Raw genomic sequence first — 23,143 nt, 5'->3', positions numbered from 1 at the left:
TTTTAATATCTTCTGCTTCTAATTATAACTTTTTCGAATCTGTCCATGTCCTCTAATACTTTTCCCACTCCACGGACAACTGCTGATAGAGGATCTTCGACTACATGAACTGGCAAATTTGTTTCCATCCTGATTCTTTCGTCGAGCCCTTTTAAGAGTGCACCTCCACCTGTCAGCATTATTCCTCTATCTATAATATCTGCACTTAATTCTGGGGGAGTTTTTTCGAGGGATTGCCTTACTGCCTCGATTATTTGGTTAACGGGTTCGCTCAACGATTCTCTGATCTCCTCTGAGCTCACTTCACAAACTGTTGGGATTCCTTGTACTAAATCTCGTCCTTTAACTTGTATTGTAACTTCTTCTTTCATGGGGGCAGCAGAACCTACTTGACACTTGATCATTTCGGCAGTTCTCTCTCCAATTAAAACATTGTAATTTTTCTTAAAAAATTGTTGGATTGAGTTGTTCATTTCATCTCCAGCGACACGAATTGATTCATCATTAACAATTCCAGATAATGCTATTACAGCGATTTCTGTAGTTCCACCTCCGATATCGATAACCATATTTCCGACTGGAGATTCTACATCGCATCCGATTCCAATTGCAGCTGCCATTGGTTCTGCAATTAGATGAACTTCTTTCGCTCCAGCATGTTCAGCTGAATCTCTAACGGCTCGCTTTTCAACTTCTGTGATGCCTGTTGGTACAGCAATGATAATTCTTCTGCTTGGAAAAAAACCTCCGCGGATCATTTTAATAAAGGCTCTTAGCATTCCTTCAGCAATTTCGAAATCGGCTATTACACCATCACGCATTGGACGAGTAACACGAATTTCCCGATGCTCTCTCCCCTGAATTTCTTTTGCCTTATTGCCTACAGCAATTATTTTTTTTGTATTCCGATCGAATGCGACTATAGAAGGTTCATTCAGTACAATTCCCTTTCCTCGAACGAAGATTAGAGTATTGGCAGTACCTAAATCTATTGCTATGTCAGATGATAGAATATTGAAAAATCCCATTACAATTTCCTAATGTTTAAAATGACGTATATCTGTAAAAACCATTGAAATATTTTTTTTGTTTGCAGCTTCAATTACTTCTTGGTCTCTTACTGATCCACCTGGCTGAATTACAGCTGATGCACCTACTGAAATTGCTGTTTCCAGACCATCGGCAAACGGGAAAAAAGCATCTGAAGCTACAACGCAATTTTGCGTATCATGATTGAATTGTTCGGCTTTCATTTTTGCAATTTTTGCTGAATCGATCCGTGACATTTGACCGGCACCTATTCCGATTGCTGTCTTGTTCTTCGCGTACACTATTGCGTTTGATTTAACGTGCTTTACAAGTGTCCAGGCAAATATCAAATCATTCATCTCCTTCTCAGAAGGTTTTTTTTTAGTTACAATATTTATTTTATTTTTCTCATAAGTTACATTATTTTTTGATTGAACGAGTACTCCTCCCCGAACAGAACGGAACTCAGTCAAATCGTGTCCTTTACTTTTTTTGTAAAGAATAATGCGCCGATCTTTTTTAAGATATAATATTGATTTAATTTCTTCAGTAACAACTGGTAAAATAATAACTTCAAGAAATATCTCATTTAATTTCTGCGCAGTTGCTTCATCAATTTGATTATTGAATGCAACAATCCCACCGAAAGCCGAAATCGGATCGCAACTTAATGCCGCGGAGTATGCATCGAATGCATTGGTTCTTGTTGCTGCACCGCAAGGATTATTATGTTTAATTATCACACAACTAAAATCTTCAAGATCATCGATCAGATCAACTGCGGCACATACATCGAGAATGTTATTATATGAAAGTTCCTTTCCATGAATCTGTTGAAAATTTTCAAAGAAAGTTCCATATAAAGCCGAAGACTGATGCTGATTCTCGCCATAACGTAAATCCTGAACTTTTTGGTATGCTAGATTGAAAACACGCTCTCCATTGAAATAACTTGAAATTGCATTATCGTAAACTGCGATTCGTTGAAATGCTTCAGATGCAAACTTCCGTCTTGTTTTCAGAGAAACTGAGCCATTGTTTTCTTCAATCTCAGTTATAAATGCTGAATACTGCTCCTTAGCCGAAAGAACAACAACATTTTGAAAATTTTTTGCTGCTGACCTAACCATAGTCGGTCCGCCAATATCAATTCTTTCTATAATTGTATTCTCATTGCTTGAATCATCATTAATAACTTTTTCAAATGGATAAAAATTTACGACCACTAAATCGAATGGTTCAAGATTTAGTTCTTTTAATTCTTTATTGTGTTGACTCGAATTTTTATCAGCCAATATTGCAGCATGGATGAATGGATGCAATGTCTTGACTCTCCCATTCAATAATGGAGGAAGCTCAGTCAAGTCTGAAACAGATTTTACAATGAGTCCATTCAATTCCAAATAACTTTTTGTCCCATCGGATGAATAAATTTCCACATTATGTTTTGCTAAAACGGTGCACAATTCGAGAGAATTCTCTTTATCGGATAGACTTATCAATGCACGTTTTATTTTAATATTATCGCTCAATTTAATTTTATTTTTTTCTCCGAGATCATTTGCAGCACTTTTGGATAAACCAGATGTTCTACTTTCAAGACTTTTTCGGCAATCTCTTCAGGTGATTTGCAGTTTGCTAAATCTACTTTTTCCTGATAAAGAATTCTTCCCTTATCGTACTCTGAATTTACAATGTGTACCGTAACACCAGAGTAAATCTCTTTCGATTCAAAAACTTCTTTGTGAATATTCAACCCATACATATTTTTTCCACCATATTTTGGCAACAACGCTGGATGGATATTAACAATCTTTTTCGCATACTTGTCTACAACAATTTTAGGTATCAATTTCATGTAACCTGCAAGAACTATCAACTCTGGTTTATACATCTTCAAAACCTGAAGTAAACTGTCTTCAAATGTCTCAGAAGAAAAATTTTTCTCGCTTAAATGAATCGCAGGAATTTGGTGACTACGGGCTATCTCTAAAGCACCTGAACGGGAGTTATTACTCAATACAAATTCAATTCTGCAATCAAGCTCACCTTTATTTATAGAATTGATTATTGCATGAAGATTTGAGCCGCGACCAGAAGCAAATACGCCGATTCTCATCAAATCCTTATTCATCAATGAACCGACGCAATTTAGCTATTGAATGAAATTTAATCAATTTAACATTGATCCTGCGAGTTCATAAAATTTAAATTGGTCCTCCATCGATTAAAAATGCCAAAGACTTCATCCAGGTTTCCAGCTGTTTCTCGAAATCATAATCCGAATGGTCTTCAACGCTCTTTAAAATCCTCATTGCCTCGGCTTTCCTATTCATTACGTATTGTGACAATGCGATATAATACTTGGAATATGGAGCGAGCCAATTATCAAATGAATTTTCTGTATAACGAACTTTATTAAAGTTCTTAATAGCATTATTAAAATCATTCAGTTCATAATCTATTCGCCCTAAAAAGTAATTAAGGTGATTTTTCATCTCAAACGACGAATTACTCTGCAAAACGTTTTTCATCAATTCGTAATTTTTACTTTGAAAGTAGTTTTTGGCCAAAATGATTTGAGTTTGATTTGCTGGTATGTCGTTATTCAAATAATCTCGAGCCAACTTTTTTGAATATAGATCATCCTCAGTTTCGCCTTTACAATCTATCACCATACGATAAAAATATTTAGCATTAGTTTTTTGATTCGTCAATTCATGCGAAATTCCGAGACGCAGGTAAGCACTCGGTTTAAAATCTTCCCCAGAGTACTGATCTATGAATTTTGAATAGTATGGTTTTGCCTGATCAAATTGATTTCGATAATAAGCACAATCCCCTTTCAAAAAGTAGGATAAATTGAACACATTCCTAAATGAATAATTGTTTGATTGTAAAACTTCATCGAGTAATTCATCTGCATCTTCCATTTTTCCTAATTTAATTTTAACAGATGCCAGCGAATATTTAAACAAAATATTTTTCGGAAAAAGTTGGACCAGATCAACTAAATATTTTTCGGCTGAGTGATTGTCATTTAGAAATGAAGAATAAATCTGTGACAAAAAATATTTTGCTTCCGGATTTGTTAATACACCCTCGCTGGAAGCTCGTTGAAGTCCTCGAATACCTGAAATAAAATTTCCCTCGATTCCAGCAATTTTCAAAACATACTTTGCCGAAGATGGGATCTGAGATAAAGCAAAATCAAACAGTCCCTTCCATAAGTAAGCATCAGAATGATTCTTATCGAGCTCAAGCAAATCATCAGTATAACCCAGACATTTTTTTGCTGCCCAAACGCCATCTATATATTTTTTTGCTAGCAGAAATACCAGTGTTCGGTATCCATTTATACTTGCTAAACTATAAAGCGCTGTTTTATTGTTCCATTTTTTTTTTAATGCGGATTCAGCAGTTTGAATTGCTTTGGTGGAGTAATATTCAAAACGACTAAAGTCTTTCTCTCGTTTATCACTTAAGTACTGAATGACATAAATATTCGCGAGATAGACATAGCTTCGTGCATCATTGTCGTTTTGTTTTGATAAATCGATAAAAATACGTTTCGCTTTTTCAAATTGAAAATTGAAGGTGTGATTAATTCCATCAATTAATTTTTTTTCATATTCAATATTTGCATCGCAAATCGAATAAAGAAGAATTAGAAGAATAAGTAGGGAAGGAATGGACTTTCGTTGCATTATTCTAATTCGTTTAACTTCTCCTTGTGCTGATAAGAGGCTTCTACAAATTCTCTGAAAAGGGGATGAGCAATTGTTGCTCTTGATTTCAACTCTGGATGAAATTGGCAGCCCAAAAACCAAGGATGATCCTCCAGTTCGATGATTTCGACTAGACTTTGATCGGGCGAAAGTCCACTGAAGAACATTCCATTTTCTTGAAGCACTTTTCTGAACTTATTATTCAATTCATATCTGTGACGATGTCTTTCGGAAATAAATTCCGCATTATATGCTTGATGCGCTTTTGTTTTTTTTGAGACTATACATGGATACGCACCTAAACGCATTGTGCCCCCCATTTCTTTAATCTTTCGTTGGTCGATCATCAAATCAATTACATTCTGTTTAGTTTTCTTAAACTCAGTACTATTTGCATGAGATAATCCACATACATTCCTGGCGAACTCTATTACAGCACACTGCAATCCAAGACAAATTCCAAAAAATGGTATCTTGTTTTCTCGAACATACTGAATTGCTTTAACCTTGCCTTCAATTCCCCTTTCACCAAATCCTCCAGGCACTAATAGCCCGTGAATATTTTTCATAAGTTCAGCGGGATTCTCAGTTTCAAAATCTTCAGCTTGAAGCCAATGTAACTTAACATTTAGTTTATTTTCCGCACCAGCGTGAATAAAAGCTTCACTTATGCTTTTATAGGCATCTGTTAGGTCAACATATTTTCCGCAGATACCAATGTTTACATCATCAAGCGGCTTTTTGATACTTTCAACTAACTCTTCCCAATCATCAAGCTTAGGTTTGTTTAATTTTAAGTTCAGTTTGGTCAGAATCAATTCATCAAGTTTTTCACGTGACAGCACCAGAGGGACTTCATAAATCGAAGAAGTATCATAAGCTGAAATCACTTCATTCGGCTGTACGTTACAGAATAGAGCGATTTTTGATTTAAGTTCTTTCGATAATCTCTTCTCTGAACGGCAAACTAAAATATCTGGCTGTACGCCGAGTTCAAGTAAAGATTTAACACTATGCTGAGTTGGCTTCGTTTTTACCTCCCCAGAAGCTGCAATATATGGTACAAGTGTTACGTGAACATTCAAAGAATTTTTCCGCCCATAGTTCAACATTATTTGGCGCATAGCTTCAAGAAAAGGCTGACTTTCTATATCACCAACTGTTCCCCCAATCTCCGATATGACAATGTCATAATCTCCAGAGTTTCCCAGGTAAGTCATCCTTCGTTTGATTTCATCAGTGATGTGTGGAATAACTTGAACAGTTGCACCCAAATAATCACCGCGGCGTTCTTTTGTAATCACTTCGAAATAAACTTGACCAGTTGTGGTGTTATTATTTTTTGTGGTGTTAATATCTAGAAATCTTTCGTAGTGCCCAAGATCAAGATCGGTTTCAGCTCCATCATCGGTTACATAAACTTCACCATGCTGGAATGGGCTCATCGTACCGGGATCAACGTTTATGTAGGGATCAAATTTTTGAATCGTAACTTTAAATCCGCGAGATTTTAAAAGCAGACCTAGTGATGCAGATGTAATTCCCTTTCCTAAAGAAGAAACTACTCCGCCAGTTACGAAAATATATTTTACTCTTTTTCTCGCCAATTATTTGATACAAAACTCTCTATTTATAATTTTAATACAGGATAAAATGAAGAACAAATAAAAAAAAGAGGCGATTTTTCGATCGCCTCTTTGTTGCATTCAATTACGCAGGTGTAGCTACAAATTTTTTGATCCAATTAGTTGTAACTGATTTGGGTCTTACAATCGGCGAACCGATGGCTCGCGCAATTACGGCTTGTGCGCACACGCCCATTGCACGAGAGACACTAAACAGTACAGTATAATAATCGAATTCCTTCATGCCATAATAGTATAGTAAAGCGCCAGAACCAGCATCAACATTTGGCCATGGGTCTTTTGCTTTTCCTTGTTCCATTAGAACTTTAGGAACTACATTAAATATTTTTTCAACTAATTGAAAAACAGGATCTTTTGAGCAATAAGTCTTTCCGAAGTTCAAGAAAGAGTCAAAACGCGGATCGGTTACTCGCAATACAGCATGTCCATATCCTGGAATTACTTTTCCAGTATTTAACCAATCCCAAGAAAATTTATACAGATCTTCATCCGTTGGTACGCCTTTGAAATGCTTCTTTAAATCGAGAACAAACTTTAGGCATTCTTGATTTGCTAATCCATGCAAAGGACCAGCTAATCCATTTAATCCAGCGGAAAGTGCATAGTACAAATCCGATAAAGCTGAAGCCACGGTATGAGTAGTTGCAGCACTTACGTTGCCGCTTTCATGATCGCTGTGAAGAACAAGATATAATCTCATCAGCTTAGCAAATTCTCCGTTCGGATCTTTTAAGCCGTGCATTTGTGCGAAGTCTGCACCCATATCTAATTTTGGATTTGAAGGGATCCTTTTTCCTTTTCCAAAACGCATGCGATAGATTCCGGCAGCAATTATTGGAACTCTAGCAACGATGTTTAATGTATCTTCAAGAGTTGGGATCCAGTACTCGTCTTTATTTAATCCATTATCATATTTCTTTCTGAACACAGATTCCTTCTCCATCGAAAGAATGGCTGTATTCAACATACACATCGGATGAGAATCTTTTGGCATTGCAGCCAATACTTTCCAAACGTAATCGGGAACTTTTCTTCTCTTTTTAAGATCTGCTTGAAGTTGTTTTAATGATTCTTCATCAGGCAGCTCGCCTGTAAGAAGAAGATATAAAACTTCTTCCGGTAATCGATCAGCAAGTTTTCCAACAGGAATTCCTCTAATCAATAATCCTGTCTCTGGTGGTACTGCAGATGTGTCGCAGACTAAAGCTTTAACACCTCGCATTCCTCCGTAAGCTTGAGCAATAGTAACATCAGAAATTGATTTGTTTCCATGCTCTTTAATTAACGCTTTGATCTCCTCGCGTATAGCAGGGATTTGCTCAGCAAGTTTTTCTTTTAACGCGGGCATGATTCCTCCCAAAATTTATGTTAGTTTTAAATAGAACGGTTTGATATTTTATGATGTGTATCGTCATTGTTCGCACATCAAATTACTAAATAATAGAATTTTTATCAATTAAATGCGTGAGTAAAAAATGAATAGAATGAAGATTTTGATTATATTAATTGTAGGATTGAATTTGCCTATTACAGGCCAACCGGATTCTTCGATCAGCTACTCAAATCTAGTTAAAAACCTTGATTCCATTGTAAGAATGCACAATTTCTCCATTGGAATAGCATTTTTTGATCTAAAAAGCAACAATGGGTATTTCCATAATCCGGATTTACCGTTTCCGACTGCAAGTGCAATCAAGATTGAAATCCTTGCAGAGTTATTCAATCAAACTGCTAAAAACAACTTTAAGCTCACTGACCAAGTCAGGATTGGAATCAAAGTAGATGGAAGCGGAATTTTACAATTTTTTGATTATACAGATTTGAAACTTAGTTATTACAATCTCGCACTTTTAATGATACAGCAAAGTGATAATACTGCTACTAATATTCTCATCAAGGAACTTGGAATGGATAACATCAATAAATTTATTATAGATTTAGGATTAACAAATACGAAATTGCAAAGAATAATGATGGACTTTGAAGCTCGAGCCAAAGGACTTGATAATATTTCAACACCTAGAGATAAGCTAACGCTCCTCAAAAAGATTTATGAAAGAAATTTAATTTCAGAGGAAAGTTGTAAGAGAATGATTGACGTACTGTCTGTTTCAAAAAGTTCTCCCCTAACAAAAAATATTAAAGAAGATTTTAAGATTGCAGGTAAAGGAGGCGGGATTCCTGGTGTGCGCTGTGAGATGGGAATATTTTACTTCAAGGATTTTGAATACATACTTGTTGTGATGACCAAAGACTTACCTCAACAGGAATTGGGCGATGAAGTGATCGGCAAAATCTCGGAATTAGTATATAACTTTATGAAGCAGCAAAACAATTAATGACGCAGATGTAGTTAGATTGCCTTTTCACGGTTACAAATTATCTCAGCACATTTTTTTGAACTTAGGGCAGCACTTTCAATAGTTGACGGTAAACTTGTCATTGTCCAATCGCCTGAAAGGAATAAATTTTTAATATTAGTCTCTTGAGTTGGTCGAATTCTAAATGAATTCGCATCTGGAATGAACGTAGCTTTTTTTTCTTTGACTATTCTGAAATCAACTATTCGAGCATTTCCATAACAACGAAAATATTTTTTTAATTCTTGGTCACACAATTCAACAATTTCTTCTTTCGACAATTCTATCAGTTTGCCTGGATTGCTGACTACAATCGAAACAAATCCATTTTTCCTAAAAACCCACTGAATTGGTGACCCAACTAAAGAATAAAATTCTTCCTTCATAAAACTTCTGTCAGTCCACAAATGAACAGATAAAATTGGACTACGGCGTAAATTGAACTTATGATTACTCCCATACGATTGAGTTAGTATTTCATCGCAGTTCTCCCAGTCTACTGCAAGAATGTAGTAATCATATTCTAACTTACGTTTCTGACTAGTAAGAATCGAGCTAATTGAATTTTCAGAAAGATTAATTTTTTCTATTCCTTCTCCAATATTGATTGTACATTTCTTTTTATTAAAATATTCAATACAGCGGGTGACATACGAATTTGATAGATCAATTTTGGGAATGACCAAAATCGATTTTTGTGTCCCCGTAAGAAATATTACCTTAAGTACATCGATAAACATTTTTGCCGAAGCATCACAAGGTGAGCAATTAAGAGTTGAAATTGCAATTATATTCCAAAATCTTTCTTGCGAAACTTTTGATTGATTATTTTCGGTTAAAAAATCTACGACACTTTTTTCGAGATACTCATCGGAATCAATTCTTTGCAACTTATATAACATACTGATGATCTTGAAGCGATCCAAGATGGAGAGAGTTTTTAAATTCAAGAAGGATAAAGCTGCACTCAGTTTATTATTTTGTTTAGGTAATTGAAAAAGAGTCTCATTTCCGTTTGATAAAAGGAAAGGTATTCGAAGCCTGGATTGAAATTTGAAATTCTCTTTAGCTCCGATTATGTCCAGAAACAAAAAAGTAGAGTCGTATGCTCCAATCAACAAGTGCTGCCCGTTATCAAAATAACAATTCAATGTTCTGTCGAAATATGAACAAAGTCTCCCTCCGAGAGATTGCCTTTTCTCAAAAAGTGTTACATTAAAATTTTCTTCTGCTAAAAATACCGCCGCTGAAAGTCCAGCGATACCGCCACCAATTACGCAAACACTTTTCATTAGTAAACAACTTTATACTTAATCCACACTGCAAGAGTCAGAAATATTTTTTGCATGTGGGATATTTTAATCTTGGTTTTCAATACTTGACACTTATTCTTTTTTATTTTCTTCAACAGTTTTAGATAGATCAATCCCATTGCCCTTGCACTAAATAAGTTTTTCCGATCAGTTGTCTTTAAATATTCACCAGCCGATATGTAGTATTTCTCTGCCCTTTTCACTTGATGATCGATCAGCTTATTGAAACTATCATCACAAGTTTTTTTCAACAATTTCTCATGAGAATAATTGAACTGCAGAAGCTCATCTTTTGGTAGATAAAATCTGCCAATTTCTGAATCGCTTTTCAAGTCCCGAAGTATGTTTGTTAATTGCATTGCTATTCCAAGATTTATAGCAAAAGCTCGCGTCTTTTCTTCCTTGTATCCAAAGATTTCAATGGAGATCAGTCCAACAGTTGATGCCACACCATAACAATAACTGTAAAGTTCATCAAAAGTTTGAAAACGTATCGGTTCAATATCCTTTTCTACACTACCAATTAATTCCTCAAAATGAGCTATGGGTATATTAAACTTTTTTATGACTGAGGCAACTTCATTGAGAATTTCTACATCGGATTTTGATACAATAGATTTTTCCAATTCGGATCTCCAGTAATTCAATAGCTCAGATTTGTGTCTATTGTCGCTTCCATCAAGGTCAACAATATCATCTGTTACACGGCAAAATTTATAAACAGTAATAAGTGCATCCCTCTTTATCTTAGGAAGAAGTAGAAATGTATAATAAAAATTGCTGTTGCTTTTTCGCTGACAAATTATTTCGATTTCTTTAAGCAATGAACTATTTTTTTCTGAGTTCTGGTTCATTTAGTATTAAACAAAAAGCATTTTTATAAAAAGAAATATTTTATTTAGAATATTTAGTTTTGGACGTCGCAGCAAGATATTGTAATCTAATTTTTTTATTTTTCTAAGAATACTTTTACCACCAAGAATAGTCAACTTTATCTCTAATTTCAATAAACCTTTAAGATGCAAAATAAGTTTCTGCCCTTCATCAAACATTTCACCGGTTCGGTCTATCTGAATTTTTAGTAATTCTTTCAATGCCGGAGATAAGTCAGTATTTTTCAATTCATTAAAAGTGATTTGATTTTGTTGCATCTCATCTTGAGGTAAATAGCATCGTCCTTTCCTTAAATCAATAGAAAGATCCTGCCAGAAATTTGTCAATTGCAGAGCCGTGCAAATCAAATCAGACAATCGAAACATTTCTTGATCATGATGATCAAAAATCTGCAGGACAATTCGACCAACTGGATTCGCAGATTTTTTACAATATTCGAGTACCTCTGCGAAATTTTGGTATTCAAATTTTTCATTATCCTGAATAAAGGCTTCAATTAAGTTTGTGAAGAGGATTTCACTCAGATTGTATTTCTCGATTGTGTCGTATACTGCCGGGAAGTGAAGATAATTTTCCACATTCGATCTCTGAATGAAATCATTCTTATATAAAGTTAATTCAGCAATTCTTTTTTCGAACAACTCACTACCCTCATCAGCGATATCATCTGCAATTCTAGCAAATGCATATACAGCAAAAATATATTTTCTTTTTTCAGAAGGTATTAACAGAGAAGCAACAGGAAAATTTTCATAATGACTGACGGCAATTTTTTTACAATAGTCATAAGAATATTTCAAATCGAAAGCCATTTTATTCAGGAAAAACTATGTGAGGCTTTTGTGCCGAAGAGGGGATTTGAACCCCTACGAGCGAATGCTCACTACGCCCTGAACGTAGCGTGTCTGCCAGTTTCACCACTTCGGCAAATATTTTGAATAGATCCTGTGCAAAGATAATAAATTTCAAATTACGATTTACGAACAGAATTTATGATTATTAACTAACTAATTTGACTTTCAGCTAACGCAAAGCGATGAATTAATATTTTACCAATCAATTTTAATAGATGTAGTGTCTACATTCAACGGTGTGAATCCGCCGGTTGTATGAATATCACACATTTCCGGATTGAATTTAGAATTTACAACATCCGTTATTTTTACTGGACAGTTTTCATTTGCGAGTTTCGGGATCCCTTGCTGTAATGATTTTTCACAAAATGTTACGGTGGTAATATTTTCAGGTTGATCGAAATATTCCGGAATTAAACCAATTCTTTTATCATCATAAACCTTCTGCATGAACCTGCCCCAAATTGGAGCTGCAGCTTTTGCACCTTGTCCATACCAACCGGTGAATTTTACACGCTGATCATCAAATCCAACCCAAACTCCAGCACATAGGCTTGGTGTAAAGCCAACAAACCATGCATCAGCGAAATCTTGAGTAGTTCCAGTTTTGCCAGCTGCAGGAAGATGGAAAAATCTTCTTACACCTTGTGCAGTACCGCCATCCACTACACCCTGCATCAAATCTGTTACTAAGTAGGCAGTTTCTTGTGAGAGAGCTTCATGTGCGTATGTTCTAAAATCTTCAAGTAATAATCCATTTCTGTCTTCAACCTTTAATATCCCAATTGGCTCGATGAAAACTCCTTTGTTCGCGATCGTAGAGTACGCCGTAGTTAATTCAAGTGGAGTAACCTCCGAAGTTCCGAGCGCAATTGAATAAAATGGCTGAATAGTATTTTTTATTCCTAATCTCTTCGAGTATACTGGAATATCATGCAATGGAGCCATTCCTTCACTAATTAGTCTGACAGAGATCATATTTACTGAACCTGCAAGACCTTTTCGAAAACTCAAATATCCGCCATACTCATCATTCGAATTTCTTGGAGAATAAGTTTGATTGCCAATTTCGAGTGTGATCGGTTCATTTAAGACTTCAGTTGCAAGCGGATAACCATTATCAATCGCCACAGTGTAAATTATTGGCTTAAATGCCGAACCTGGCTGCCGTTTAATTTGAGTTGTGTGATTTAATCCATACATGAAATCATGATTTGCTCCGCCTACCATCGCACGTATGTGCCCTGTGCGCGGCTCGATTGCAATGAAGCCGGCTTCTATAGTCTGCGCAACTTTTTTTAGTGAGTCAATAAATCTTTGATCTGTCCTTAGTCGTGAAGCAATATTTTGTTTTTCATTCTCATTTGAAGCCGAAAGATAACTTGGATGGTTTTTTATCCCCTTCTCAAGAATTGATTTAATAAGATCAGATTTATTATTCCACGTCCAGCTTTTATCGAATAATGGTTGATATTCTTTTAAATGCTCAGCAACTGCTTCGTTAGCATGCTTTTGCATATTGAAATCTATGGTTGTAAAAATATTTAAACCATCACGATAGATATCAACTTCATATTTTTCAGCTTTTTGAATCAACTGCTGCCGTACATACTCCAAGAAGTGAGGAGCTGCTGATTTTGTGAACTCAGAAGTTTTCATTAAACGAATGTTATCCGATATTGCAGCTTGGTACTTATCCTCAGTTGTGAATCCTTGTTCATTCATGATTCTTAAAATCAGATTTCTTCGTGAGTATGAATTTTCTGGATTTCTGATTGGATCGTAATACCAAGGATTTCGCAGCATTGCAACAAGCAGTGCAGATTCTTGCAGATTAAGCTTGCTCGCAGGCTTTCCAAAGAAATTTCTGGCAGCTGATTCAATACCGTAACTCCCCCTTCCAAAATAGGCGATATTAAAATACATTACTAGGATTTCATCTTTAGTATAAGTTTTTTCGATTTGAACAGCTGTAATCCACTCTCTTACTTTTCGCAAAGCGATATCGAGCAGATTTTCTTCTCGCTCAACCAGTTGATATAAGTTTCTGGCTAACTGTTGTGTAATTGTACTTGCACCACCGCTTTTTTTAGAAAGAGTTATGATATTTTTTACAATAGCTTTAACAAACCTATCTAAGTCAACTCCCCAATGCGAATAAAATTTACGGTCCTCAGTTGCGATTAATGCATTTACTAAATGTTTGGGAAGTGAATCGATATGAGTTTCAATTCTATTTTGAATAAAAAATTGTCCAAGCAATTGCCCATCATACGAGTAAACATTCGATGCCAATGATGGACGCGGATTTTCAAGTTCTTCAAATGAAGGTAAACCCATGAAAACATATACAGATAAAGCAATAAATAAAATTAGGATCACAACTCCGCTGAAAATAAAAAACTTTTTATGACGACTAATAAAACCCTTCGAATTATTTTTACGGTATTTTGGATCAGTGAAATATTTTTGAAGTTCTTCTCTTGAAAAATTTTTCTTAGCCATTCTCTTTATCGATTATTTTAAATTCTCCATTTGAATACAGTCCATAACATGGCTGCTTAAGCCATGTACCCAAGTTGATATAGTAGCCGTCATTGTACCGTTCGAATTTTCGTTCGTGAGAATGTCCGAGCACTACAAAATTAAAACCTTCCTCAATTTTTTGTTTGGCAAACTCAGATAAACCATCAATAGTTCCATAATTTTTCCCATCGGTATAGTGACGTGACTTTCTTGAGAATGCACTTGCCAATTTCACGCCAATTGAGGGATGAATTTTTGAATACAATTTTTGCAGCATTTTATTTCTAAAAATTGATTTTAGTAAAAGATATCCGAAGTCATTTTTTACTAAGCCGTCACCATGAGCTAAAAAAAATTTTTTCTTTCTTAACTCGAAGGTTATTGACTGCTCCGATAATTCAATACCAAATGAATTTTTGAAATAGCCCAAGTGAGCAAAATCATGATTGCCAGATAAATAGAATATTTTCAGTCCCGCATCTGAAATATCTTCAATTTTCGTTAAAATACGATGAAAATTTTTTTGAACAACGGTTTTATATTCGAACCAGTAATCGAAAAGGTCCCCAAGAATTACTAAATAACCTCTAACTCGAATGATCTCATCACAAACATTTTCAAAAAACCTAATTTGCTCTCGTTCTTCGGCATATGAACGAAAACCAAAATGAAGATCAGAAATAAAATAATATGGTTTCTCGTCAGTCACTAAACTTCCTGTAGATAACTTCTTTTAGCAAATCATTTTCAGGATCAACTACTAAATCCATAACTGGTGAATCTATAATGAGAGACACAATTTGTTTTTTCGTATTGTTTACTAATATATGTTTCAGATTCATCTTATTTTCTAATATTAATCTAATCTCAATATCGTTTTCAAATATTAACCTTGGCTGAGTCTGTTCGATATTTATTGTACAAATATAATCGTTATTACGCTTAGATGTTGAGTAAGAAACAGTATAAAAAGGTTTTTCAACTGAAGAATAAATCCACTGATTAAAAAATTTCGTCAAATCGACTCTACAAGTTGATTCAAAAATATCTTTTAATGAGGTAGTCGATGAATTACTATATTTATTTGCTTCGTAGTATTTCCGAAGTGATTTGAAGAAATTCTCATCGCCGACTTTCCGTCTCAGCATGTGGAGGATCCAAGCACCTTTTTCATATACTGTATTCCCGAATAAAAATCCATTCGGGTCATAAACCGGACCATAAAATAATTGTCTGGAGTTTAAATTTATCTTTTTTCCAGTTTGCTCCAAATAGATGTATGATGCATAAGTAGCGAATCCTTCATTCAACCAAATTTCTTTCCAATTGAATGGTGTTACAGAATTTCCAAACCATTCGTGAGCCAGTTCGTGAGCCAATAATCGATCATAAAGTTTCAAACCAGTTATAAAATTTGAGCCGATACTTGTCATCGTTTGATGTTCCATTGCTCCAAATTTCCAATCGAATTCCACGATACCATAATGTTCATTCTGAAATGGATATTCGCCAAATAAATTTTCAAATGCGGTCATCATTTGGGGAATAACTTCAAAATCTTTTTTAGCATTGTTCAATTTAGATTCAGATACGAAATATCTTAATGGAATGTTTTTCCCAGAAATGCTTATAAAGCTATTTTCAAACTCTTTATAATCCGCACCAGAAACTGAAAGTGAATAACTGGAAATTGGATAACTAACTTCATATTTATAAGACAGCCAATTTGGAGCAAACTGAACAATGTCCACTAATTTCCCATTTGATACTCCGACGGTTTTATTTGGAACAATTATTTCAATGTCAGCTAAGAATTTATCGGAAGGATCATCCTTGCAGGGCCACCAGGATTGAGCAAAATTCGGCTGACTCAATGAATAGAATCGTTGCGTTCCTTCAACAAAATCAAATCCAGCCAGTCCAATGTCGCGTGGTTCTCCACGATAATTAATTTCTATTTCTAAGATTTCTCTTTGGCTCAATTTTTCTTCAAACAAAATTTCAATTTTATTATCCAGGTGAAAAAAAATTGATTCTTTTCCCTCAGTAAAAACGTTTTCCACTGTTAAATTATCTAATAAATTGAAAACTATTCTATCAGAACTTTTAAGTACACGAATCTTGAAATGCACTCGACCGATAATAAACTTGCTTTCTGGAAAAACTTGAATTCTTAAATTAACTTTATGAACGTCAAACAGAGTTTGTGTTGGCTCAAAATTATTTTCATAACTTCTAAGAAATATTTTTTCTTGAATTCTGTTGTTCCCAAAGCCAATAATATCTCGAACTACAAAAGGTAGATTTGAAAAATAATCATCGGTGGATAAAATCAAAAAGAATATCAGCAAATTTATACCACAAAGGAAAGCAATTTTTTTAATCGACGTAAAATTCATTATTCAATTAATGTAATTTTAATAAAAGAATTTCATCCAACCAAATCCATATTGCTAAAGAGCAAATTAATTTATAGTTTGTATTAGGGAGAAAAATATGCTAATAGCTGCTTCGACTATACTTAGGAACACGATTGCGATGATCTTAGCGGGAGGTCAAGGCGAACGTCTCTATCCTCTTACGATTTACAGAAGTAAACCTGCTGTACCATTTGGAGGAAAATACAGGATCATCGATTTTCCACTCTCAAATTGTTTGAATTCAGGTTTCAGAAAAATCTATGTACTTACTCAATACAAATCCGATTCGCTAAATCAACATTTGTACGAGGGGTGGAACATCTTCAAATCAGAACTAGGTGAATTTATTTACAGCGTTCCTCCTCAGCTGAAAATGTCAGGAGATTGGTATCTGGGTACTGCAAATGCTATACACCAAAATCAAAACCTGATAAAACCTGATAAGGCAGACTGGATATTGATTCTTAGCGGCGACCATATCTACAAAATGGATTACTTGAAAATGGTTCAGCACCATATAGAGAACGATGCCACTTTAACGATTGCTTCAATTAAATATCCCAAAGAAAATGCTCGCAGATTCGGAGTACTTGTCACCGATGAAAACAATTGGGTGATAGATTTTCAAGAAAAACCGCGAACACCAATCGAAATTCCTGGAGAACAGGGATTTTCATGGGTGAATATGGGCGTCTATGTCTTCAATGCAAAGGAATTAAATGAAATTCTTGATCGCGACAATGATAATCCCAATTCATCTCATGATTTTGGCAAAGACATAATCCCTTACATGATTAGAGAGAGAATGAAAATTTTATCTTTTCCGTTTGAAGATGAAAACAAAAAATCTAAAATTTATTGGCGAGATATCGGTACGATTGACAGCTATTATGAATCAAGCATCGATTTGATTCATATTACACCTGAATTCAATTTCTATGACAGGCATTGGCCCATTAGAACTTTTCAATCGCAATACCCACCAGCAAAAACTATATCACACGAAGGAGAAAGAGTTGGAAGAACTTTAAACTCAATCATCTGCGATGGTTCGATCGTAAGTGGTGGTTTAGTGGAGCGCTCAATAATTGGTCCAGGCGTTAGAGTTAACAGCTATTCTTATGTGACTGATTCAATCATAATGGATAACGTAAGTGTCGGCAGGCATGCGCGGATTAGAAGAACAATCATTGACAAGAATGTTAAAGTTCCGGAGAATTATGAAATAGGATTTGATCTCGATGAAGATAAAAAGAAATTTACAGTTACAGATTCAGGCATTGTTGTTATCGCCAAAAATCAAATTCTTGATGGTAAAACAATCACACAAGCAAAATAAATTATTTTTGAAAACACTTCTAAAAAAACAATTCATGTCAATCTAATTGGTTTTTCTTTTCAAAATATTTAATTCAAAATGAGTTCTGAGTTAAAAAATAAGATTGAAAACTTACCTCCCTTACCTGGGGTTTATCTTTTTCAAAATGCTGGCGGAAAAATAATTTACATCGGTAAAGCGAAAAACATTAAGAATAGAGTTAAAAGTTATTTTACTTCGGCTCCATTATCCGCAAAAACTGAAGTGATGGTTAATAAAATTTCTGATTTAGAAGTAATCGTAACGGATAATGAAATTGAAGCTTTAATCTTGGAATCAAATTTAGTCAAGCAACACAAACCTCGCTACAACATCAACCTAAAAGATGATAAATCATTTCCATACATAGTCATCACAAATGAAGATTATCCACAAGTTTTCCCTACCCGAAGAATCATTAATGACGGTTCAAAATATTTTGGGCCATATACTGATGTAAAGACAATGAAATTTGCTCTAAAAATTCTTCGTGATGTGTTTAAGATAAGAAGCTGCAAATATCATATCGATGATGAAGTTATTCGGAAAAAGAAAATTAAAATATGTCTTGACTATCACATTCAAAAATGCGACGGACCTTGTGAAGGATTAATATCAAAAACTGAATATCGAAAAATGATAAATCAGGTTGAGAAAGTGTTACGGGGAAGAATCGATTCGCTCATCAATGAGCTTCATAGCGAAATGAATACCTTCAGCGAAGAACTTAAGTATGAAAAAGCAGCGGAAATTAAAAGTAAAATTGACGCACTGCAAGTTTATTCAAACTCTCAAAAAGTTGTGAGTTCAGATTACTCGGACAAAGATGTAATAACAATCGCTGCAGATATTCCAGATGCTGTTGCTGCAATATTTAATATTCGAAATGGAAAATTAGTTGGTAAAAAGAAGTTTATTTTCAGCTATCCAATTGAAACTTCAATGGGAGAAATATACTCATCAGTAATAAAAAATTATTATTCAGATTTTGTTGAAATTCCAGAAAATATTGTTGTTCAAAATGAACCTTATGACATCTCAGCGCTTGAAATTTATCTCAAAAACAAATCAAAGCTCGAAACAATAATTTTAACTGCTGATGATAGCCAGGATATTAAGTCACTACTAAACATGTGTTATCAGAATGCTTTACTCGAATTGAATGATATAAAACTACAGAGATTAAAAAAGGATGGAAAAATTTCTTACGTACTGAAATCTCTTCAGAGAGATATTTTTTTGAAAAACATTCCAGCAAGAATTGAGTGTTTTGACATTTCAACACTCCAAGGTTCGGAAACAGTTGCATCTCTTGTTGTGTTTGAAAATGGTAAACCGAAAAAAAGTGAATATCGTAAATTTATTATTAAAGATAATTCAGGGATTGATGATTTCAGAAGTATGGCCGAAGTAATCGAGAGGCACTACAGCCGTGTATTAGCTGAGAACAAAAAGCAGCCAAACTTGATTATGGTCGACGGTGGGAAAGGACAGCTATCATCCGCAGTTAGGGTGTTAAAGAAATTAGGTTTAACAAATATTCCCATAATTGGCTTAGCAAAACGTCTAGAAGAAATTTTTATCCCGAATGAAAAAGATTCTATCTTAATCCCGAAAACTTCTTCCTCTCTAAAACTTCTCCAGCAAATCCGAGATGAGGCACACCGTTTTGCGATCACGTTTCATAGAAAAAAAAGGGATGAGAGAACTCTTCGAACAGAATTGCTTTCAATTGAAGGGATCGGTAATAAAACAGCAGAAAAACTATTGACGAAATTCGGGAGTGTTGAAAATATTAAAAATTCATCGATGAAAAAGATTTCGGAAATTATTGGAAAGTCTTCGACGCAAAAAATTATTGCCTATTTTTCAAAATGAATATGCTTGTATCACTAAAAATATTACTGACTTCCATCGTGGTTTTGATAGTTGGAATAGGAATTGGTTCATTAAGCGATTCAAATTCAATTTCAGATTCCAAATCAAATTCAAGTTTTCAAAGTCGACCATTTATTAGAATTAAGCTGTCAAATATTCTCGACACAATTTTTACAGCAAAAGATTCATATTTGACAGTTAATCTTAAAACGCAAAGACTATTACATCATTTTAGAGATGGAAGGACATTCGAATATTTGTGCTCAACCGGAAATCCAAATATCGAAGAGGGTGTTATTACAAATGAGGGTATTTTTGTTATTCAATATAAATCGAAAAAAGTTTATTCAACCCAATTTGACAGCACTCTGCTTCTTAATTGGATGGGATTCAACTATGGAATTGGAATTCACGCTCTAAATGGCTCCGCATATTATCGCACTCTAGGAAAACGTGCTGCATCTCATGGCTGTGTTAGAGTCGGAAGAGAAGATTGCCAAAAGGTATATGATAACGTGGAAATCGGAACTGTAATCATGGTGCATTCTGAAAACAATGCACGAATAATTTCATTCACAGATGACATCGATCGGTTTATTTCTCCTTCTAAAAAAGAGATAGCAATTCTTTCGGAAAGAAATTTAGGTCTTTTATATTCAGGGAGAGTTCTCATTAGAGAAACAGATAAAATGATCATATCTGAAGATAACATTTCGCATCCTGGAATATCCATCGGCAATTTACAACTAATACCAAATAGTCAATACTATATTCCTCCGTTGAACTTAACTTCAATTCAAGCAGCAGACAGATTAAAAATTCATAACTGGATAAACAGAAATTATGATCTCAATATTTTTTATGAACAATTATTGGAATGAAAATGAATCTATATCTGATTCGTCATGGTAAAGCTGAAGTAAAATCTGAGAGTGGACGGGATTTTGACCGGGAGCTAACTGTAAAAGGAAGACGCAAAATTGAGTCAATCGCACTTCGGCTGAATGATCTCGGAATTACATTTGATAAAATTTATTCAAGTCCATTGGTTCGAGCGAAACAAACTGCAGAAATATTTCTCCATCATATGATAAACGAGTGCGATTTTGAAATTAACAATACCTTAGCAGCTGGATGCAACGCAAAAACTTTATTGGAAAATATTCTATTCGAACATGAAAAAGTTGCCTTAATTGGACATGAACCTGATATGTCTCAAATATTATCAGACCTTTGCGGTGCTGTGAATTTACAATTTAAAAAAGGTGGAATCGCAAAAATCGTTTTTGAAGGCGAACCTCGAATTGGTGCAGGGATTTTGGAATTCTTAATCACTCCAAAAATATTTAAATAAAAAAAGGTCAGGGAATACTCACACGAGAAATTTACTGACCGCTGCTTCCTCTCGGACCTGACGGAGTTGGGTAAATTCAAGTCGAGTAAACCTGACCAAAATTTGTGGAGTTGAGGAGGATCGAACTCCCGACCTCTTCGTTGCGAACGAAGCGCTCTCCCAGCTGAGCTACAACCCCACATCAATAAAATTAAAAATGTATAATTAAGAATTGATAATTATTACTTCTATTTTGAATTCTCATTACAATGATAATGAAAAAGCACATATTTTGAAACATTTATACTTTCAGAGCATTTCTGTAAATTGAATCCACTTTGATGACAAAAGAAAAAATAACAAATGTTGTATTGGCACTTATCACTCTTTCAGTAATAATAGATGGTATATTAATTTTACACTACTTGAGACTTGGTAAAACAATTTCTGCATTTGAGCCTGGATTTCAAATTGTTATTTATCTAATCCTTGGATATGGTATATATCTAATGCGGAGAAGTTATTATTGGATACTTTTCATTATAAATTCCATAATGATTCAATTCCCAATTTTTCTTTGGATCTTTCGTGATGTGAAGTTTTATGACAAGGACCCCATAATTCTTATTGTCACACTTCCCTTGACTGCCGCACTTATTATCTTGAGTTTAATATTTTTAGGACTTAAAATTGATCGGTGAAAATTAATAAGAAATCTACTGAATCAATTTATTTTTTCATTTCGACTAGAAACAAAAAAGCCCGTCACTAAGTAACGGGCGTGTAAAAAATGTACTGATTACGAGGCGTGCTCCAATAGTCGGAGCATAATTTATTGTACTTCTAACTTATTACATTACAATATGTTACACCATCTCAATTTAAGACGTGCTCCATTGCAATAGAGTTTGCGAGAGTGAATATACTTCATGGCTCTCTACATGCTTCAGTCTGAGAATAGAACATGAAAAATGCCACCTGTTTAATAAACTGTCCACTAAAAACCTCTCACTAAAACTTTATTTAAATCTGATTTCATCATGATATGAACAAGCTCATTTAAATTTGTTTGTGCTTTCCAACTAAGTAATTTCTCTGCCTTAGATGAATCTCCGATTAATAAATCAACTTCTGTTGGTCTGTAATAATTTTTATCAACACGAACAACCACATCACCTGTTTTAAGTCTACTCTTATATAATGTGTCTTTTTTTTTTATTCCATTAGTTTGATCCAGGAGATCAATTGCTCTCTCAATATTTATCTCACTAATCCTACCAAACTCATCCGCTGATTTGCCTTTCCACTCTATCATTATTCCAAGTTCGCCAAAAGCTAATTCAACAAACTTACGCACAGTATTGGTCTCTCCTGTTGCAAGGACAAAATCATCTGCTTTTTCGTGCTGGAGAATCTTCCACATTCCTTCGCAATATTCCGGAGCAAAACCCCAATCCCTTTTTGCTTCAAGATTACCAAGAGTTAATACTTTTTGTAAACCAGTCACAATTCTTGAGGCTGCACGTGTAATTTTACGACTTACAAAAGTCTCCCCACGACGGGGAGATTCATGATTGAATAGTATACCATTACAAGCGAAAAGATTATATGCTTCCCGGTAATTTACGATTATCCAGTAACCATATAGTTTTGCTACTCCATAGGGAGATCTTGGATAGAAAGGTGTAGATTCATTTTGAGGACTAATTTTAACTTTGCCAAATAGTTCACTTGTCGATGCTTGGTAAAATCGGACCTGTTTTAATCCGACTTCTCTAATAGCGTCTAAGAAACGTAAAGTGCCA

General features: G+C 34.7%; 19 protein-coding genes, 2 tRNA genes and 1 other RNA gene. 6 read left to right on the top strand and 16 right to left on the bottom strand.

Annotated elements, in window-relative coordinates; translation table 11 throughout:
• Nucleotides 1–2: 2 nt before the first annotated feature.
• From FJ213_05790 to FJ213_05765, 6 genes are all read right to left on the bottom strand, one after another.
• Nucleotides 3–1,028, bottom strand: coding sequence for a rod shape-determining protein (locus FJ213_05790; GenBank protein ID MBM4175669.1), 1,026 nt, complete (start codon nt 1,026–1,028; stop codon nt 3–5).
• A 9-nt stretch (nt 1,029–1,037) separates the two neighbouring features.
• A complete protein-coding gene (gene purH, locus FJ213_05785; protein ID MBM4175668.1) occupies nt 1,038–2,561 on the bottom strand; it encodes a bifunctional phosphoribosylaminoimidazolecarboxamide formyltransferase/IMP cyclohydrolase in 1,524 nt (507 codons plus the stop codon).
• Entirely contained in the window at nt 2,558–3,163 is a 606-nt protein-coding gene (purN, locus tag FJ213_05780; protein ID MBM4175667.1) for a phosphoribosylglycinamide formyltransferase, read from the bottom strand. The genes purH and purN overlap by 4 nt, the downstream gene beginning before the upstream one ends.
• A 73-nt stretch (nt 3,164–3,236) precedes the next feature.
• Complete coding sequence (locus FJ213_05775; protein ID MBM4175666.1) at nt 3,237–4,736, bottom strand: DUF3808 domain-containing protein; 1,500 nt, start codon at nt 4,734–4,736, stop codon at nt 3,237–3,239.
• Complete coding sequence (locus FJ213_05770) at nt 4,736–6,364, bottom strand: CTP synthase (GenBank protein MBM4175665.1); 1,629 nt, start codon at nt 6,362–6,364, stop codon at nt 4,736–4,738. Before FJ213_05770 ends, FJ213_05775 begins: the two co-directional genes overlap by 1 nt.
• A gap of 103 nt (nt 6,365–6,467) precedes the next feature.
• Complete coding sequence (locus FJ213_05765; GenBank protein ID MBM4175664.1) at nt 6,468–7,751, bottom strand: citrate (Si)-synthase; 1,284 nt, start codon at nt 7,749–7,751, stop codon at nt 6,468–6,470.
• Nucleotides 7,752–7,878: 127 nt separating this feature from the next.
• Here FJ213_05765 and FJ213_05760 point away from each other — a divergent pair, with 127 nt between their 5' ends.
• On the top strand, nt 7,879–8,742 hold the full coding sequence (locus FJ213_05760) for a serine hydrolase (GenBank protein ID MBM4175663.1): 864 nt from the start codon (nt 7,879–7,881) through the stop codon (nt 8,740–8,742).
• 14 nt (nt 8,743–8,756) lie between these two features.
• Here FJ213_05760 and FJ213_05755 read toward each other — a convergent pair whose 3' ends face one another.
• From FJ213_05755 to FJ213_05725, 7 genes are all read right to left on the bottom strand, one after another.
• Complete coding sequence (locus FJ213_05755) at nt 8,757–10,055, bottom strand: FAD-dependent oxidoreductase (protein MBM4175662.1); 1,299 nt, start codon at nt 10,053–10,055, stop codon at nt 8,757–8,759.
• Complete coding sequence (locus FJ213_05750) at nt 10,055–10,930, bottom strand: phytoene/squalene synthase family protein (GenBank protein ID MBM4175661.1); 876 nt, start codon at nt 10,928–10,930, stop codon at nt 10,055–10,057. Before FJ213_05750 ends, FJ213_05755 begins: the two co-directional genes overlap by 1 nt.
• Nucleotides 10,931–10,936: 6 nt before the next feature.
• Nucleotides 10,937–11,782 carry a squalene synthase HpnC gene (gene hpnC / locus FJ213_05745; GenBank protein MBM4175660.1) on the bottom strand — a complete coding sequence of 282 codons (846 nt, stop codon included), beginning with the start codon at nt 11,780–11,782 and terminating at the stop codon, nt 10,937–10,939.
• A 28-nt stretch (nt 11,783–11,810) separates the two neighbouring features.
• A tRNA-Leu gene (locus FJ213_05740) sits at nt 11,811–11,897 on the bottom strand.
• Nucleotides 11,898–12,019: 122 nt separating this feature from the next.
• Nucleotides 12,020–14,329 carry a PBP1A family penicillin-binding protein gene (locus FJ213_05735; protein MBM4175659.1) on the bottom strand — a complete coding sequence of 770 codons (2,310 nt, stop codon included), beginning with the start codon at nt 14,327–14,329 and terminating at the stop codon, nt 12,020–12,022.
• Nucleotides 14,322–15,059, bottom strand: coding sequence for a UDP-2,3-diacylglucosamine diphosphatase (locus FJ213_05730; protein ID MBM4175658.1), 738 nt, complete (start codon nt 15,057–15,059; stop codon nt 14,322–14,324). Before FJ213_05730 ends, FJ213_05735 begins: the two co-directional genes overlap by 8 nt.
• Nucleotides 15,052–16,749, bottom strand: coding sequence for a M1 family metallopeptidase (locus FJ213_05725; protein MBM4175657.1), 1,698 nt, complete (start codon nt 16,747–16,749; stop codon nt 15,052–15,054). Before FJ213_05725 ends, FJ213_05730 begins: the two co-directional genes overlap by 8 nt.
• Nucleotides 16,750–16,846: 97 nt before the next feature.
• Here FJ213_05725 and glgC point away from each other — a divergent pair, with 97 nt between their 5' ends.
• The 4 genes from glgC (at nt 16,847) to sixA (ending at nt 21,359) form a co-directional block, all read left to right on the top strand.
• Nucleotides 16,847–18,109, top strand: coding sequence for a glucose-1-phosphate adenylyltransferase (gene glgC / locus FJ213_05720; protein ID MBM4175656.1), 1,263 nt, complete (start codon nt 16,847–16,849; stop codon nt 18,107–18,109).
• Nucleotides 18,110–18,187: 78 nt separating this feature from the next.
• A complete protein-coding gene (locus FJ213_05715) occupies nt 18,188–20,005 on the top strand; it encodes an excinuclease ABC subunit C (GenBank protein MBM4175655.1) in 1,818 nt (605 codons plus the stop codon).
• Nucleotides 20,002–20,886 carry a L,D-transpeptidase gene (locus FJ213_05710; protein MBM4175654.1) on the top strand — a complete coding sequence of 295 codons (885 nt, stop codon included), beginning with the start codon at nt 20,002–20,004 and terminating at the stop codon, nt 20,884–20,886. Before FJ213_05715 ends, FJ213_05710 begins: the two co-directional genes overlap by 4 nt.
• Nucleotides 20,883–21,359, top strand: coding sequence for a phosphohistidine phosphatase SixA (sixA, locus tag FJ213_05705; protein MBM4175653.1), 477 nt, complete (start codon nt 20,883–20,885; stop codon nt 21,357–21,359). Before FJ213_05710 ends, sixA begins: the two co-directional genes overlap by 4 nt.
• A gap of 1 nt (nt 21,360) precedes the next feature.
• Here sixA and ffs read toward each other — a convergent pair.
• Together ffs and FJ213_05695 are read right to left on the bottom strand one after the other, a co-directional pair.
• Nucleotides 21,361–21,457, bottom strand: an RNA gene (gene ffs / locus FJ213_05700) — signal recognition particle sRNA small type.
• 4 nt (nt 21,458–21,461) lie between these two features.
• A tRNA-Ala gene (locus tag FJ213_05695) sits at nt 21,462–21,537 on the bottom strand.
• Between the two features lie 142 nt (nt 21,538–21,679).
• Here FJ213_05695 and FJ213_05690 point away from each other — a divergent pair.
• Nucleotides 21,680–22,039, top strand: coding sequence for a hypothetical protein (locus FJ213_05690; protein ID MBM4175652.1), 360 nt, complete (start codon nt 21,680–21,682; stop codon nt 22,037–22,039).
• Nucleotides 22,040–22,335: 296 nt separating this feature from the next.
• Here FJ213_05690 and FJ213_05685 read toward each other — a convergent pair.
• A partial coding sequence (locus tag FJ213_05685; protein ID MBM4175651.1) for a GDP-mannose 4,6-dehydratase occupies nt 22,336–23,143 on the bottom strand: 808 nt, incomplete at its 5' end.

The sequence above is a fragment of the Ignavibacteria bacterium genome, from assembly GCA_016873845.1.
Taxonomy (GTDB): Bacteria; Bacteroidota; Ignavibacteria; order Ch128b; family Ch128b; genus JAHJVF01.
The sequence above is the reverse complement of the archived record's forward strand: the minus strand, read 5'-3'. Positions and strand labels throughout refer to the sequence as shown.

What these genes read in the sequence shown, in the direction of transcription:
- FJ213_05725 (MBM4175657.1), bottom strand. Translation starts at nt 16,749, where the DNA reads ATGAATTTTACGTCGATTAAAAAAATTGCTTTCCTTTGTGGTATAAAT.
- FJ213_05690 (MBM4175652.1), top strand. Translation starts at nt 21,680, where the DNA reads ATGACAAAAGAAAAAATAACAAATGTTGTATTGGCACTTATCACTCTT.
- purN (MBM4175667.1), bottom strand. Translation starts at nt 3,163, where the DNA reads ATGAATAAGGATTTGATGAGAATCGGCGTATTTGCTTCTGGTCGCGGC.
- FJ213_05790 (MBM4175669.1), bottom strand. Translation starts at nt 1,028, where the DNA reads ATGGGATTTTTCAATATTCTATCATCTGACATAGCAATAGATTTAGGT.
- sixA (MBM4175653.1), top strand. Translation starts at nt 20,883, where the DNA reads ATGAAAATGAATCTATATCTGATTCGTCATGGTAAAGCTGAAGTAAAA.
- FJ213_05765 (MBM4175664.1), bottom strand. Translation starts at nt 7,751, where the DNA reads ATGCCCGCGTTAAAAGAAAAACTTGCTGAGCAAATCCCTGCTATACGC.
- FJ213_05710 (MBM4175654.1), top strand. Translation starts at nt 20,002, where the DNA reads ATGAATATGCTTGTATCACTAAAAATATTACTGACTTCCATCGTGGTT.
- FJ213_05750 (MBM4175661.1), bottom strand. Translation starts at nt 10,930, where the DNA reads ATGAACCAGAACTCAGAAAAAAATAGTTCATTGCTTAAAGAAATCGAA.
- hpnC (MBM4175660.1), bottom strand. Translation starts at nt 11,782, where the DNA reads ATGGCTTTCGATTTGAAATATTCTTATGACTATTGTAAAAAAATTGCC.
- FJ213_05735 (MBM4175659.1), bottom strand. Translation starts at nt 14,329, where the DNA reads ATGGCTAAGAAAAATTTTTCAAGAGAAGAACTTCAAAAATATTTCACT.
- FJ213_05760 (MBM4175663.1), top strand. Translation starts at nt 7,879, where the DNA reads ATGAATAGAATGAAGATTTTGATTATATTAATTGTAGGATTGAATTTG.
- glgC (MBM4175656.1), top strand. Translation starts at nt 16,847, where the DNA reads ATGCTAATAGCTGCTTCGACTATACTTAGGAACACGATTGCGATGATC.
- FJ213_05755 (MBM4175662.1), bottom strand. Translation starts at nt 10,055, where the DNA reads ATGAAAAGTGTTTGCGTAATTGGTGGCGGTATCGCTGGACTTTCAGCG.
- FJ213_05715 (MBM4175655.1), top strand. Translation starts at nt 18,188, where the DNA reads ATGAGTTCTGAGTTAAAAAATAAGATTGAAAACTTACCTCCCTTACCT.
- FJ213_05775 (MBM4175666.1), bottom strand. Translation starts at nt 4,736, where the DNA reads ATGCAACGAAAGTCCATTCCTTCCCTACTTATTCTTCTAATTCTTCTT.